Raw genomic sequence first — 14,346 nt, 5'->3', positions numbered from 1 at the left:
TTTTCACTCCAATATGGATCCCTTTTTTACGACAAAATGTTTATTTTGATAATTATCTTTCAAAAATTGCTTCTGCTCCTGTTTAAACAGCTTATTGTTTTCGACGGTATTCATATAGGAATCGAATATGGAAAAGCCATAGATGGATGGAAAAAACAGCAGCCATTCCTCATCCAATACTTTTGTGGATCCCGCTACATCTCCCATAAACAGGAGTTGAATTGCTTCTAGTTCGTGTGACTGAAAGAAGAATACAACCGTCCACACGATAATGAAGAATGCCGTAGCAATTCGGTGGATATACAGCTGTCCGAGTCCCGGCATGAACATGGACCAGATGACAGACAAAAAGGGTTTCCGTTTATCCATGTAATTGATTTCAAGCGAACCCATGTCAAATGTAGAATACCGATGATTTTCCTTATCGGCCAGATAATAGATTTTGTTCATGTCGATTGTGGTCCGATAGCTGTCCCATATCGCAAAAAGATAGACCGGAATATAGATGAGCAGCCATCTGGTATCCAAGATGGCCTTTGCCTCACCAATCCTTCCTTGAAAGGAATAAATCATTCCTAGATTGACATGCGCTTTTAAATTAATGACGACTTCCCAGATGAAGAGAACGTATCCTCTGAGATATTTGGAAAGCAGCAAGTGGCCGAAGCCTGGAAATGCTGCTGACCACCACGCCACAATGTAGGGATTGCGCAGATGAATTTGGGTGGTGCCAAGAATGCTGACCTGCGCCCTATAGCGCCGTGCCGTATCGTCGCTTGTAATATTCTTCATCATGATCCCCTTACGACAGTTAATATCCCTATTTTTTACTGAATATGGAATTTTATTCGCTGATAAATCTCATTTGCATAATTTATCCGATTTTCGACAAAATACGAACATTATGCAATTTAATATAAATAACATTCGCTTTTGAGTTGATTGGACGAACTGTTTATGATATGATGTCCGTAACATACAAGCTTGCCTGCACAGTGACTGACGACAAACGTGGAATCAACCACAAGGGAGCTGTGTTCAGTATAACGTCGGGTCGTCTGGGCAGAGATAAGGATCAAATTCCCCTTATCTCTTTTTATTTTGGCTCTTTTCTTAAAGTTTGTTGCTTTTGAAATGAAAACAGGTTAGTTTATGCTATCATAATAGCTTGTTTAGCTAGAAAAGAGCCTGGATTCTATATCGCAACAATCAATACATGTAATTACGCGTTAAAATCGGCAGTAAGATTTTAACAACAATCGTGAAGAAAACAGCCATTATTTTTTCTCAGGAGGGATACATATATGGAAAAGTTGATCTTGGATGGGACCAAAGTAGCTGGACGTGTGAAAGACAGCTTGAAGGAACGAGTCGAAGAGTTGAAAAAGAAAGGAAAGACGCCATGTCTTGCCACCATATTGGTTGGGGACGATCCTTCCTCTGAAACCTATGTCCGAATGAAAGGGAATGCCTGTCAGAAAATCGGCATTGATTCCAAGCGCATTCACCTGCCGGAAGAAACCACGACAGAAGAACTGCTTGCCGTAATAGATGAATTGAATGAGGATGAAAAAGTGGATGGAATCCTACTGCAGCACCCTGTACCATCGCATGTGGATGAGCGGGCTGCGTTCGAACGGATTGACATTGAGAAGGATGTCGATGGTGTGACAAGCTTTGGATACGGACAGACGGCCCTCGGCTTTGGTAAATATCCATCCTGTACACCTGCAGCCATTTTGCGCATCATCGATGACTACGAAATTCCGGTAAAAGGAAAGCATGCTGTTGTTATCGGCAGGAGTCCGATCCTTGGAAAGCCCGTCTCAGCATTGCTGCTTAACCGGGATGCGACAGTGACAACGTGCCATTCCCACACTCAGAACCTACCTGACATCGTGAAGCAGGCAGACATCGTGGTCGCTGCTGTCGGAAGACCTGAGTTTGTCCAGGGGGATTGGATCAAAAAAGGCGCGGTCATCCTCGATGCAGGATATAATAAAGGAAATATCGGCGATGTCGACTATGATGCATGCTATGAAAACGCAAGTGCCATCACCCCTGTACCAGGAGGCGTCGGCCCCGTTACCATCTCCATGCTGCTGAAGCACACGGTTGATGCGGCAGAGGAAAAAATCACCAAGTAATCAGCAATGAAGCGCCTTAAATCTCGGCGCTTTTTTTTATCGGTTGGAATGTTTCAGTCTTGCTAAGACCGGACTTTCATTACAATTTTTTGTCACTTCTTTCGTCCCGTCATCACTGCTGTCCCTCATGCATATTCTGTAATTCAGATTGGTTTTGAGAGGTGAATGACATGTTTTTCGGACTGAAATACGGACACAAGTCCTTCCTCCTGGCTGTCGCGGGGATCATTCTTGAATTCTTCGCACATGCAGCAGGGATGGGTTCATTTTTAACGGGGCTTTTCACAGGCGCTGGCATACTGGCAATCTTATTCAGCTGGGGTTACTGCATCATCAGTTTTATCCGAAGGGAACGCGGAGGGTGGAAATACTCTGGTCTCATCCTTGTATTGGGAGTAGTCATTGCTGTTACATTTTTCCCATTCGTCATTGATATGTACCATTTTAATAAACAATAACAAAAAGCCGCAGACCCTTGCATCTGCGGCTTTTTGTATTAAGCTGATTTCCCTGTCGACGTCCCTTTTGCGATTTTCATTCGGTCGCTCCCCATCATGAAAACAAATAGAAATGCGAGCCCCGCGGGAACCAGCGCCCACATAAATGTATGGACGATGGATATAGATAGAGCATCCGTAATTTTTGTCAGCACCGCTTGAGGAATGCTGTCCCGTGCACTTTCTGAAAGGATGGAGCGTGCATCCCCCATTTCCTTCCCTATGAACATGCTGCCCATTCCAGAGAATGCTTTTGTCAATTGATCCGTGAAGCCGCTTCGCTGAATCGTTCCGAAAATGGATATTCCGATGGTCATTCCAAGGGAACGAATGAAGTTGCTTGTGGAAGTGGCTGATCCACGCTGTTCCATCCCGAAGTTATGGATGGCTGCCATACTTAACACGGAGAAAGAGAAACCAACCCCGAATCCAACGATGATCATATAAAGAGTCAAAAGCCATCTGCTCGTTTCCGGCGTCAATGTACTCAATAGAATCATTCCGATGAGAAAAATAATTCCGGACAGAACCATGATATTCCGGTAGCTCATCTTGGTCGTCAAGATCCCTCCCACCTGAGCTGTAACGACTGACCCAAGCATCATTGGTAGAAGGATCAATCCCGAGTTGGTCGCTGTTCCGCCGTATACCCCCTGAACAAAAATCGGGATGTACACCGTCGAAGCCATAAAGGCAGCACCGTAAAATAAGGCAACGATCGTACTTCCTGCAAATAAACGATTTTTAAACATTGCAAATGAAATGATCGGCGATGACGCTTTTGTTTCCACAATCAAAAAGGCAATCATCAAGAGGGCAAAGCCTGAAATGAGGCTGATGATAGGCGTGGAGCTCCATTCGTATTTCTGTCCGCCCAGTTCAAGGGCAAACATCAAACAGACAACTGCTCCCACAAGCGTAAAAGCTCCTGCCCAATCAATCTTCTGCTCGATGTGTGTGCGTGATTCTTTATAATAGATGGAAACGAAAATCAATGAGAGCAATCCGAGCGGCAAATTGATATAGAACACCCAGTGCCAGCTGATGTAATCCGTGATATAGGCGCCAAGCAAAGGTCCAAAAATACTGGACAGCCCGAATACTGCTCCGAATAACCCACCCATTTTCCCTCTTTTTTCTGGAGGGAAGATATCAAATACAATTGTGAATGCAATGGGAACGAGCGCACCTCCACCTATTCCCTGGATCGCCCTGTAAATGCTGAGCTGAGTGATGGTTTCTGCTGTTCCACATAAAGCGGAGCCGAGCATGAAGAAAATCAAGCCAAAAATAAAGAACCGCTTCCTGCCATACATATCGGACAGTTTTCCGAATATGGGCATCCCTGCCATTTCAGCTACCATGTAGGCGGAAACGACCCAAACAAAGCTTTCGAGGCCTCCAAGATCCCCAACAATCGTTCCCATTGCCGTGACAACGATGGTGTTGTCCATCGATGCCATCAGAATTCCGAGCAGCAGCCCGGCAACCACAAAACCCAATTTGCTATCTTTACTTGTCATGTGCACATGCTCCTACCCCTGTTAGTATTTTTTCTTTTCTTTAATAGTCGAATTAGATGTATGCTTGAAGGACTCCGAATATTCAACCAATCCAATTTCACATCCTGAGCCGACCGTCACATTTCTGCCGCGCACAATATCAGCACGTGTATTTTCTATGGAAATATCATCCCCTTCGATGATTTTCACTTCAAGGGTGCCATCTCCTTTGCCGAACGGAAAAAATGGCAGTGCAGATTTTTTTTTGACAGAAATTTTACTGCCGCCGATTTCTGCAGCACGGCTCACGCCAAACCTTAAACCAATATCCAGAACTTCCGCACTCAGCAAACCTTCTGCTGTAAAATTTCCATGGAGTTGGAATATTTCCATTTCAATATTTCCTCCAGATGAAATGCTTCCTTTAATATCAGCTTTTTCTCCTTTTATGCCGCCAGCAAGATCAAGTGATCCCCGCACTTTCGTTTTATGAATAGCCGCATCGCTGCCAGAAGTGAGCTGCCCGATCACTTTCAGCTCAGTGCCTTGCATGGCGCCTTTTACATTGGTTTCGCCAAACACATCCAGTTTTTCATAACGGATATCCCCCTGCAATTCACTGGAGCCAAATGTCTTAAAGACCTGGCATTCCACATCATGCAGAATCGTTCCTTCCCCGCGGATGGTAATTTTATCGTAGGATCCCCCTGATGCACTCCCAGAACCGGTAATTTTCACATGATTTTGACCGCTCATATTACTCCCCTCTTTCTTTTCAAATCTTTCTCGATTCTTTCACCACAGCGTTTTTATCCTGAAAAAATGTGCCGCTGTATTCGACCAATCCGATTTCACAATTCGGTCCGATCACCACTTGATTACCGCGCACAACCTGTGCAGTGGTCCCTTCAAGTTCGATTTCATCCCCTTCAATGACTTCCGCTTCAAGCCTGTTCGGAAAAAAGGATTTAATCAGTTTTAATAATGCTTGCTTCTCTTGTTTAGCAATGATTTGCTGGCAGCCGATTTCCTTTGCTTTGCTTTCCCCTGAAAGTTTGATCTTTACCGTCTCAGCATTTAGGAGGCCCCCTATCGTAAATCCGCCTTCGCCTTTAAAGTTTTCAACTTCACAATCCCCATCGATTGTCACTTTTCCATTGACTGTGATTTCTTCCCCTTTAAGATTCCCGCCAACGGAAGCTTTTCCTGACACAGTCATTTTCTCCATTTGGACATTTTCTTGAATGGAGGCAGATCCGTTTACATTAATTTCGGCAGCCGTCAATTGCCCGTTGATTTTCGCTGAGCCGCTGACCGTCGCTTGTTCCGCTTTCATATTTCCATTAATCACACCTGCTCCGTTGCATTCAAAAATGGTGCATTCGGCATCCCCATTTACGGTCCCTTTTCCATTCAATTGGACTTTATGAAAAGTTCCGCCATTCGATGAACCGATCCCATTGATTTGAAGATCCCCAAGTTTATTCGCGTTCAAATTAATCCCCCATTTAAAGTAATTTTGTTTTCAGTTCTTCCATGCATTTTGTGATAGATAGACGGGCTACCATTTTCGTTCCTTTTTCAAAAAATACTTCTTCGCCATTCATCAAAATGAGGCAGCTTGAGATTCCCAGTTTCCGAATGAAGATGATGATGGAATCCTTCTTCTGCAGCTGGCTGGAATGTTCCTTGAGCAATTCCAAGAGCATCCTGCCTTCATCCAGCTGGATGTCGCCGGATTCGAGCATCGACGAGAGCATATAGAGATTCAGGATCTCTTCAAAAGGAAATTCACCTGAAACTCCTGTCTGATCCAAAAAGAAATTCATGACGCTCTCAGATGCGACCCCTTTTGAGATTAATTCTTTTGCTGTCAGCTTTAGACTGGAGGCAGCAGGAGAAAACATATCCGCAAGTTCGTCGAGCGAAAGGTTCTCCTTCATAGTTTGAATCTTTTCGATCCTCTCCAGAATTTTTTGCTTCGGGAAGAAAGTTTCCTGGCCCGTGAAAGTCGATTTACGGATGAACCAATCTTCCGGGATCAAGTTCTTCCGTTTCCAACGGTAAAGCTGTCCGTAGGAAATGCCCGTGAGGTCCAATAAATCCTTTTTTGAAATTAGTTCATGGCTCAAATGAAACGCTCCTTTCTGATACCTAGAATGTAACATAACACTGTTACGCATGTAAATAGACTTTTGGAAAATTAGTTATCATTCAGCTCGAGCTTGATATGAAAGGGATTTTTACATATAAAAAAGCGAAACACTGTTCTGTTTCGCTTTTACTTTAAAATGTTTTGTAGGATTGTTTCGCTGTTTTACAATACACCGGAGAACATCCGGGCAAACGATTCCTTCGTCCGATTCCATATCCCCCGCTTATAATACTCGACAGGCATGATTCTTACACTGTCTTTCATATCCGCTTCATAATGGGCGACAAGATCACGGATGGAAGTAGACCCCAGCATGAAGACATTGACTTCAAAATTCAGATGGAAGCTTCTCATATCCATATTGGCCGTTCCGAGTGATGCGAGATTGCCATCGACGATAATGATCTTCTGATGCATGAATCCCTTTTGATACGAATAGATCTCCGCCCCGCAGCGAAGCAGTTCAGAGAAGTAGGAGCGAGTTGCATACTGTGTCAGGAATCCGTCATTGATTTCCGGAACCATGATGCGAACTTGAATTCCTTTAGATGCGGCAATCCTGAGTGCAGTACGGATGGATTCATTCGGCACGAAATACGGCGTTGCGATCCAGATGGATTGTTTAGCAGAGGACATCATCGTGTAATAAAGGTCGCTCATGACGCCTTCGGCTGTATCCGGTCCGCTAGCAACCACCTGCACAGCGCCATTCCACTCGTCTTCTGCCTCTGTTACAGGGGGTTCATACTTACCAAGCAAATTATCCCCGCTGACATAATGCCAATCAAGCAAGAATACGGTATGCAAAGTATGGACAGCCTCCCCTTCCAGCATCATATGGGTATCCCGCCAAAAACCGAAGTCCGGATCCTCCCCAAGATACTCGATGCCAACGTTCAATCCGCCGACAAATCCCACTTTCCCATCAATGACAATAATCTTTCGATGATTGCGGAAGTTGAACTTTTGATTGAAAAAGCCGTATTTCAAAGGTGAAAACGGGTAAACCTGGATCCCAGCGGCCTGCATCGCTTTGATGTCCTCGCTCGAAAGATGCATGCTGCCTGCAGAGTCAAATGTAAATAAAACTTCCACCCCAGCTTTTGCTTTCTCTATCAGGATGGCCATGATTTCCTTCCCAAGCCTGTCTGAACGGAAAATATAATATTCCATGTGAATGTATTCTTCTGCTTTGGCCAGTTCTTCCTTTATTTTGGAGAAGGTCTCATCCCCGTTTTTAAGGATGGTGGTCCTGGATTTTGCATTCAGCGATGTGAATGCGACCCGGTCTGCAAACTTGGCAAACTCGTATTGGTTATCCTGCAAGAAAGAAAGATCTGGAGACGATTCGCTTTTCATCACCCTCTCCCATTCTTCCCGGTCATTCCTCCGTTTATGGTAGAACAAATACCCTTTCAGATAGAGCTGTCCTGAGTATAAATAAAATAAGTACCCAAGCACCGGTATGAAAACCAGCACGTATATCCAAAGCAGCGTCGCCTGTGCCGATCGATTCTCAAGCATCAGGGAAAACGCTGTAATCAATATGATAAATGCATAAATCAAAGTAAACGAGAATTTAATCCAAAAGGAGTATCCCGTCAAAAAAATTACATACAACGCTGCCATCAATACCAGCAGAAATAAAAACTCCATTCGCCGTCTCTTCATCCAATAACCCCATATCTATATGTAATTCAATCTGTTCATTCTTTACCCTTGTTGCGGCTCGGACTAACCTAAGCCGAAGTCTGCCAAACAAAAAAATTATTGTTAGTAGTATCGGAAATTAAAAGGGATTTTATTTCAGCGTTAAATGGAGCTGAGAGGAATTCAGTGAACTTCATATTAAGAATATAGCCAAGAATATAAAAAGCCCGCGGGATTTTTGATCCAGCGGACTTTTTATATTCATTATTGGGCTGCTGACGATACGCCTGATTCTTTGTCCGTGAAGATTTGCATTTCATTGAATGGGAAAATGCGCAGATCCACTTTTCCAACCACTTTGTCTTGATTAACAAATCCGAAGACGCGGCTGTCTTCACTGACTTGGCGGTTATCACCAAGGACGAAAAGTTTTCCTTTCGGCACGGTCTTTTCGCCTGTAAGTTCTTCAAGTGTGAAATCAGGGGTCAGGTTCCCTTGTGTCACTCTTGCTTTGTATTGTTTCAGATATGGTTCTTTCATCGGCTTGCCATTGATATACAAGGTATCATCTTTATAGGCAACTTTATCTCCCGGGAGTCCGATGACGCGCTTCACATAATCAGCGGTTTCAGTAGCATGGAAGACGATGATGTCAAATCGATCCGGCTGCTTCAGATCATAGTCCAGTTTGCCGACAATCAAGCGGTTGCCATCTTGAAGGGTAGGCATCATTGATTTACCTTCTACTACATAATTCGAGAAGAGGAAGGATCTCACGAGAATGACGACGATGACTGTGATTCCTATGGTTTTTATCCAGCTCATTAATTCACTTTTGCTGCTTTCTTTCATACAAATCCCTCATTTACTAAGATCTTGGCGTCAATTAGTGCAATGGATGCTTGGTTTTTAAGGATTTGCTGAGTTTTTTTCATTTGACATCCCAGCGTCCAGTGTTCATCCTTTTTCATTATACTGAATACCTGGACAAAAGAAAAAGGAAAAGGGAAATTTCATGGAAATTGGTTCATTCTTCATACATTGCTGAATAGCGTATGTTCCTCTATGTATTGGCCTTTCACACCATTCTGCAAATAGTTCAGCAATTCTTCCTGGACCACGGGATAAAGCTTGATTTCCTTTAGCTTCTCAATTGGGATCCACTTCGCCCCTGTCTGTTTTGGATCCGGAGCAGCCGGTTTGAATGAATTGTAGTGTCTAGAAAGAGTGGCTTTAAAAATCATGCTGAGTGATTGAACCGGACCAAATCGGTGGTCAAGCAAATGAGGGGAATATTCATAGGAAAAGGCAAATTCCCCTATTTCAACTTCCACACCCCCTTCTTCCCATGCTTCCCTCTTAGCAGCTTCTTTTACCGATTCACCAGCTTCAACCCCGCCGCTTGGAAAATTGTAATGAAGACCGCTTTTTTCATCATTGAATTCTGCAAGAAGAATGTGGTCATTCTCAATGATCACTACCCCTGCTCTTACCCTGATTGGATAAGTCACCTAAATCCCCCCTAATCAAAAGATATTTCATGATCATACCACATTTCCATAATATTCCGAAAGTAAAAACCTAAATGTGACAACCTAAAAGTGACAGTCACGCCCCGGTTTTTGTCGGAAAAAAACGCTGGCATGCCCCAGGCACCCAGCGTGTCGTTTCAGTATTTTAGGGAAATGGTGATTCCTGATGGATCTTTCACCATAACCTCTTGATGATTTTCTTTAACAGAATAGCCTTCTGCAGACAATTTTGCTGCAACGGCATTTCTTTTTTCTTCGCTTGGGTAAATCAACGAATACCAATTCAACCCTGTTTTATTTTCCGGCTGAAGGCCAGCTCCTTTGCTGTTCCACGTATTCAACCCAATATGGTGGTGGTATTTTCCTGTTGAGATAAACAGCGCCTGCGCTCCATATCGATTCACTGCATCAAATCCAAGGAGGCCGGTATAAAACTGCTCTGACTGCATCAGATCCGATACCTGCAGGTGGATATGCCCCATGATCGTGCCTTCAGGAAGACCCGTCCATTCATCTCCATCCCACTTCGACATCAAATCGTTGACATTCAATTGGATTGTCGCCATTGAAACTTCCCCGTTTTGCCATTCCCAATCCTCAGATGGTCGGTCTGAATAAATTTCAATCCCATTTCCATCCGGATCGGACAGATAAATAGCTTCACTTACCAGATGATCAGATCCACCTTGCAGCGGATAGCCCGCCAATGCTAAATGACGGAGAACATCAGCAAGAGCAGCTCGATCAGGAACCAAGAGTGCCAAATGGAAAAGGCCTGGTGAAGACATGTTTCCTTTTGTGATTTGCTCAGGCTGCACCAAACGAACCAATGGTTTTTTGCCATCGGCTGTAAGAACTGCCTTTTTCCCGGACTGCTCGAGAATCTTCAACCCTATGATTTCTTGATAAAACTGCGTGGATTGATCAATATTTGTTACGGATAACTCAATTTCCCCTGGATATATATTCGGAGATTCATGGAATGATTGTTTCATCATTTAGGACTTCCTTTCAAACAAATGCATTACATTTGCACTATACTCCCTTAATATCTCGAAGTCAAAGTAAATATCCTGCATGATAAAAGAATGAATTATAAATTCGATTTGTATCGAAATATATAATTGACGAATTTGAAACAAAGGAATATTATTCTATATATATCCAATGTTACATTCGAAAAATATCGGAGGTGCTTATTCCCTTGACTGAACAGGATTCCGGGATTCACTTTATCAGTTCTCCCGTCTTTGAATTTCTCGCTTCCCTTTATATCGTTCATAATCATGAGAAAATCAAACCAAAACAGAATGATTATGAAGCCAATCACGCCTTAAAATCCAGTATGGAACGAATTGATAGGAGTATGAATTCTGCGCAAAAAAACGAATTGGATGTCTTTTTTCATTATGAAACTTACATCGGCCTATCTCTTATCCGCTTTTCATACGAATCGAATACCCACCAGGATATTGACCAATTTTTAGCATGTCTGGAACAAACGCCGGCTTATGAATTATTTTCATTCCTGCTTCAGACTGGATATACATCCAAAGAGATCAAGTCCGTCAACGACCACGGAGAAGTCCTTGATTTCATTAATGAAGCTGCCATCCCTGAATCTGAAAAATGGAAGCTGACCTTCCTTTACGTCAATCGGGATCAGACGAAAGAAAGACTACTCACTCTTTTGAAAAACTATTACAATACCTCCTTTAAAAAGGAATTGGCCGCAGCCCTGGAGCATCATGAAGAAAGCTTTCACATCATCAAAGAAGCTGGGGTCTTATCTTCACGGGCAAAAGCATTGGAAATGTTTCCATACCTTCCGAAAGATACTGTTTTAGATGAAAAGACGGAGATCATTTTCGCTCCATCCTTCTTTTATGACCATGCTTCAATGGTTTCCGGGGAGGAAGGTTCGATTTTATGTCTTTATGGAATCAATCAGCCCGAGAACGGACAAGACGAAAACTCGAGTGAAGAAAAGCTCATTAATGCTTTGAAGGTGATCGGGGATGATAAACGGCTGAAACTTATGAAACTGCTTAGCAAATCACCGTTCTACGGCTATGAATTGGCAAAAAAGCTGAATTTATCAAATTCGACTGTGTCGCATCACCTCTCCCTTTTAACCAGCTATGATATTGTCAGTTCAAAACGAATGGAGAATAAAGTTTATTTTGAATTGAACAAAGAGAGAGTCGAAGAGTTATTTAAAGCTGCTTCCAAATTATTTTCCGAATAAAAAGCCCTAAGTCTAAGGGCTTTTCATTTGATCTTTCATTCGATTTATATCGAAACACTAATTTCAAACGTATAAAAAGGAGTGACAGCAATGTCTATTTGGAAAAATCGTGATTTTTTATTATTATGGTCAGGAAATACCGTTTCGGTCTTCGGAAATCGCTTATACATGATTGCATTGATGTGGTATATCGCGGAGAGAACGGGGTCTTCCGTCGCTTTAGGATTGAGCGTTCTTTGCTTCACCATTCCAACGGTGCTTTTGTCCCCTGTCGCCGGCGTCCTATCTGACCGGAATTTTAAAAAACAGATGCTCATTTCAACCGATATACTAAACGGCCTTCTAATGATAGGAATGAGTTTTTTGATACTATCAGACTCTTTTCCGCTGGTTTGGCTCTACCTCCTTATGATTCTATCATCATCTGTATCAGCATTTTTTTCTCCCGCCATTTACTCGACAGTCCCTTTGATTGTTGGGAAGGACCAATTGGCAAAAGCAAACTCTTTGACGCAAATGACCACACAGATGTCGAATATTCTCGGACCGGCAATCGGCGGCACGTTGATTGCTTTTACAGACATGTGGATTCTGTTTCTGATCAACGGGATTTCCTTCCTTTTATCGGCTTTGACTGAAAGCTTTATAAGAGTCCCGATTCTCGATATGAAGAACCGGCAAACCAAATTCAAAGAACAATTCAAGGAAGGCATTCAGTATATCTGGCATTTCGGCCCCCTCCTCCACCTCATTGCCGTCGGGGGGATTTTGATCAATTTTTTCCTTGCACCGCTTCAGGTTTACATTACCCTTATTTGCAGCCAGATTTTAAAAACAAGCGCCAGTATGATGGGGTTTATCGATGCCTCCATTTCCGTTGGAGCCTTAGCTGGAAGCCTGCTCATTTTATGGAATGTGTTTAAAAATAAAACGGCCATGGTCATTTTTGGTTTAAGCATTGAGGGCATCGCCTTACTGATCGCAGGTCTTTTCTTACAATCTTATTTTGCCTTGATTTCCTTCGCATTTATTTTGGGATTTGGAATCAGCCTTGCTAGCGTCGGGATTTCCACTTTATTTCAGACACTTGTTCCGGATGATAAGAGGGGGAGGGTGGGAAGCGTGCTGACAGCCCTTTCGACGTTTATCGTCCCAATCGGCACGTTGTTCGGGTCGTTTATTATTGACTACACTTCTATGTCTATCATTTTGAGCTGGTCAGGGGTGATTGTAGCATTATCAGGGATTTCGCTGATCGTTCCTTATTTGAAGAAAGCTTTCGTGGAGAAAACAAAGGAAACTGCTATGTAAGGGGTATTTGATGCTTCAATGGGTGGGATAATAATCCTAATACGTAAAAGTTAGGATGTTATGATGATGGAAACCACACTACATGCCGTACTGCGAACGGTTATTTCCTTACTAGTACTATTGCTCGTAACATTTTTTATTGGCAAACAGTTAAATGCCCATAAAAACCACTATAATTTTGCCCTATCAATCACTTTGGGATCCTTCATTGCCAATATGGGATTCGATACGAATTTGAAATTTTGGCCGCTTCTCTGGTCATTCACATCGCTAATTTTCTTGTATATCATTGTCCTCAATGCCTCATTTTACAGCAGAAAGTTCCGGACTTTTTTCTCAGGAAAGCCGGAGCCGATCATTGAGAATGGAAAAATAAATGAAGAATCGATGAAACGGATCAAGTATTCTATCGATAACTTAAATCAACATTTGCGGGAACAAGGTATATTTGACATCAGTCAAGTGGAAATGGCGATTTTAGAATCCAGCGGAAATCTGTCTATCATGAAAAAAACACCATTTGAACCCGCCTCTAAATCAGACATTAATCCTGTAGTCGACAGTGTGCAATCCCTGCCCATAGAGGTGGTGCTGGAAAGGAAGCTGATTAAGAAGAATTTAAGGACACCCTATACAGAAGAGTGGCTGTTCGAAGAGCTGTTGAAAAGAAGTATCAAGCTCGACAATGTGTTTTATGCTGTCATCAGCTCGAATGGCACATTATTTGTGGATGAATATAACCAGTAGAAGGCGTCTCCTTTATAAGGAGTGCCTTCTTTTGCGTGCGATTTTTATAAAGTCGCCAAGCCAGCAGAATTCAAACTGATCTGCCCCTTTTTCTCTCACACTCAAATAATAATATTCCTTTTCTTTATCACCTAAAGACACAATATAATCCCATCCTTCTTCCGCTGCCTCTTTCAATTTTTCTTCATACGATAAATTCCGTTCATCCAGTTTCAAATGAACCCCAGCGAGTTTCAGCTTTCGTGCGATTTCAGATCCGAAGTCTAAATCTTCCTCGGAATGCGGCAGGATGATGGCAGAAACCGGTCCTTCTTCCTTTTGTGCTGAATTTAAGCCGCCTATCATGAATTCCTGTAAATCCTTTCTCAGCATTTCCTCATGAAGTGATTGAAATGAATTTTGCATAATACTCTCTCCTTTTTTTAATAGAAATAAAAAACACACCCATCCCTGTAAAAGGGACGAGTGTGAAAATACCCGTGGTTCCACCCAAATTCCGCTGAATTTTTGTTCAAAATTGCGGCACTTCGTATGCTTTAACGCAGCGTCTGCGGCAT

At 42.8% G+C, this 14,346-nt stretch carries 15 protein-coding genes, 1 riboswitch and 1 other annotated feature (1 of these 17 running past the window's edge); of the genes, 5 read left to right on the top strand and 10 right to left on the bottom strand.

Annotation, left to right across the window (positions count from 1 at the left end; genetic code table 11):
- Positions 1 to 3 precede the first annotated feature (3 nt).
- Positions 4 to 792 (bottom strand): hypothetical protein, encoded by a 789-nt coding sequence (locus tag ABTV07_RS10365; protein WP_433750891.1) that lies wholly within the window; start codon positions 790 to 792, stop codon positions 4 to 6.
- Positions 793 to 985: 193 nt separating this feature from the next.
- Positions 986 to 1,071, top strand: a riboswitch (ZMP/ZTP riboswitch).
- Positions 1,072 to 1,304: 233 nt separating this feature from the next.
- On the opposite strand from ABTV07_RS10365, the gene ABTV07_RS10360 reads away from it, so the two are divergent.
- Both ABTV07_RS10360 and ABTV07_RS10355 read left to right on the top strand, forming a co-directional pair.
- A complete protein-coding gene (locus ABTV07_RS10360) occupies positions 1,305 to 2,147 on the top strand; it encodes a bifunctional 5,10-methylenetetrahydrofolate dehydrogenase/5,10-methenyltetrahydrofolate cyclohydrolase (RefSeq protein ID WP_433750889.1) in 843 nt (280 codons plus the stop codon).
- Positions 2,148 to 2,317: 170 nt separating this feature from the next.
- Positions 2,318 to 2,605: a hypothetical protein gene (locus ABTV07_RS10355; protein ID WP_433750886.1), complete on the top strand. Its 288-nt coding sequence runs from the start codon at positions 2,318 to 2,320 to the stop codon at positions 2,603 to 2,605.
- A gap of 38 nt (positions 2,606 to 2,643) precedes the next feature.
- Here ABTV07_RS10355 and ABTV07_RS10350 read toward each other — a convergent pair whose 3' ends face one another.
- The 8 genes from ABTV07_RS10350 to ABTV07_RS10315 form a co-directional block, all read right to left on the bottom strand.
- Positions 2,644 to 4,167, bottom strand: coding sequence for an MDR family MFS transporter (locus tag ABTV07_RS10350; RefSeq protein ID WP_433750884.1), 1,524 nt, complete (start codon positions 4,165 to 4,167; stop codon positions 2,644 to 2,646).
- A 21-nt stretch (positions 4,168 to 4,188) separates the two neighbouring features.
- Entirely contained in the window at positions 4,189 to 4,902 is a 714-nt protein-coding gene (locus ABTV07_RS10345) for a cytoplasmic protein (protein ID WP_433750881.1), read from the bottom strand.
- A 19-nt stretch (positions 4,903 to 4,921) separates the two neighbouring features.
- Complete coding sequence (locus tag ABTV07_RS10340; RefSeq protein ID WP_433750878.1) at positions 4,922 to 5,641, bottom strand: polymer-forming cytoskeletal protein; 720 nt, start codon at positions 5,639 to 5,641, stop codon at positions 4,922 to 4,924.
- 13 nt (positions 5,642 to 5,654) lie between these two features.
- Complete coding sequence (locus ABTV07_RS10335; RefSeq protein ID WP_433750875.1) at positions 5,655 to 6,278, bottom strand: YhbD family protein; 624 nt, start codon at positions 6,276 to 6,278, stop codon at positions 5,655 to 5,657.
- 185 nt (positions 6,279 to 6,463) lie between these two features.
- Entirely contained in the window at positions 6,464 to 7,972 is a 1,509-nt protein-coding gene (gene cls, locus ABTV07_RS10330; protein WP_433750873.1) for a cardiolipin synthase, read from the bottom strand.
- Positions 7,973 to 8,215: 243 nt separating this feature from the next.
- Positions 8,216 to 8,803 (bottom strand): signal peptidase I, encoded by a 588-nt coding sequence (gene lepB, locus ABTV07_RS10325; protein WP_433750871.1) that lies wholly within the window; start codon positions 8,801 to 8,803, stop codon positions 8,216 to 8,218.
- 182 nt (positions 8,804 to 8,985) lie between these two features.
- Positions 8,986 to 9,462, bottom strand: coding sequence for an NUDIX domain-containing protein (locus ABTV07_RS10320; RefSeq protein WP_433750869.1), 477 nt, complete (start codon positions 9,460 to 9,462; stop codon positions 8,986 to 8,988).
- A 158-nt stretch (positions 9,463 to 9,620) separates the two neighbouring features.
- A complete protein-coding gene (locus tag ABTV07_RS10315; RefSeq protein WP_433750866.1) occupies positions 9,621 to 10,481 on the bottom strand; it encodes a VOC family protein in 861 nt (286 codons plus the stop codon).
- 206 nt (positions 10,482 to 10,687) lie between these two features.
- Between ABTV07_RS10315 and ABTV07_RS10310 the strand changes: the two genes are divergently transcribed.
- The 3 genes from ABTV07_RS10310 to ABTV07_RS10300 all read left to right on the top strand — a co-directional run bounded on the left by ABTV07_RS10310 (position 10,688) and on the right by ABTV07_RS10300 (position 13,789).
- Positions 10,688 to 11,731, top strand: coding sequence for an ArsR/SmtB family transcription factor (locus ABTV07_RS10310; protein WP_433750863.1), 1,044 nt, complete (start codon positions 10,688 to 10,690; stop codon positions 11,729 to 11,731).
- A 90-nt stretch (positions 11,732 to 11,821) separates the two neighbouring features.
- On the top strand, positions 11,822 to 13,042 hold the full coding sequence (locus ABTV07_RS10305) for an MFS transporter (protein WP_433750861.1): 1,221 nt from the start codon (positions 11,822 to 11,824) through the stop codon (positions 13,040 to 13,042).
- Between the two features lie 66 nt (positions 13,043 to 13,108).
- Positions 13,109 to 13,789 carry a DUF421 domain-containing protein gene (locus tag ABTV07_RS10300; protein ID WP_433750858.1) on the top strand — a complete coding sequence of 227 codons (681 nt, stop codon included), beginning with the start codon at positions 13,109 to 13,111 and terminating at the stop codon, positions 13,787 to 13,789.
- A gap of 12 nt (positions 13,790 to 13,801) precedes the next feature.
- Here the strand turns inward: ABTV07_RS10300 and ABTV07_RS10295 are convergent, their stop codons facing one another.
- On the bottom strand, positions 13,802 to 14,194 hold the full coding sequence (locus ABTV07_RS10295; protein WP_433750856.1) for a His/Gly/Thr/Pro-type tRNA ligase C-terminal domain-containing protein: 393 nt from the start codon (positions 14,192 to 14,194) through the stop codon (positions 13,802 to 13,804).
- 49 nt (positions 14,195 to 14,243) lie between these two features.
- Positions 14,244 to 14,346: a binding site (T-box leader), on the bottom strand; it runs 128 nt beyond the window's last position.

The sequence above is a fragment of the Falsibacillus pallidus genome, from assembly GCF_050990905.1.
Classification (GTDB): domain Bacteria; phylum Bacillota; class Bacilli; order Bacillales; family DSM-25281; genus Falsibacillus; species Falsibacillus pallidus_A.
Note: the sequence above shows the minus strand (reverse complement) of the source record. Positions and strands in the feature narration are given on the sequence as shown.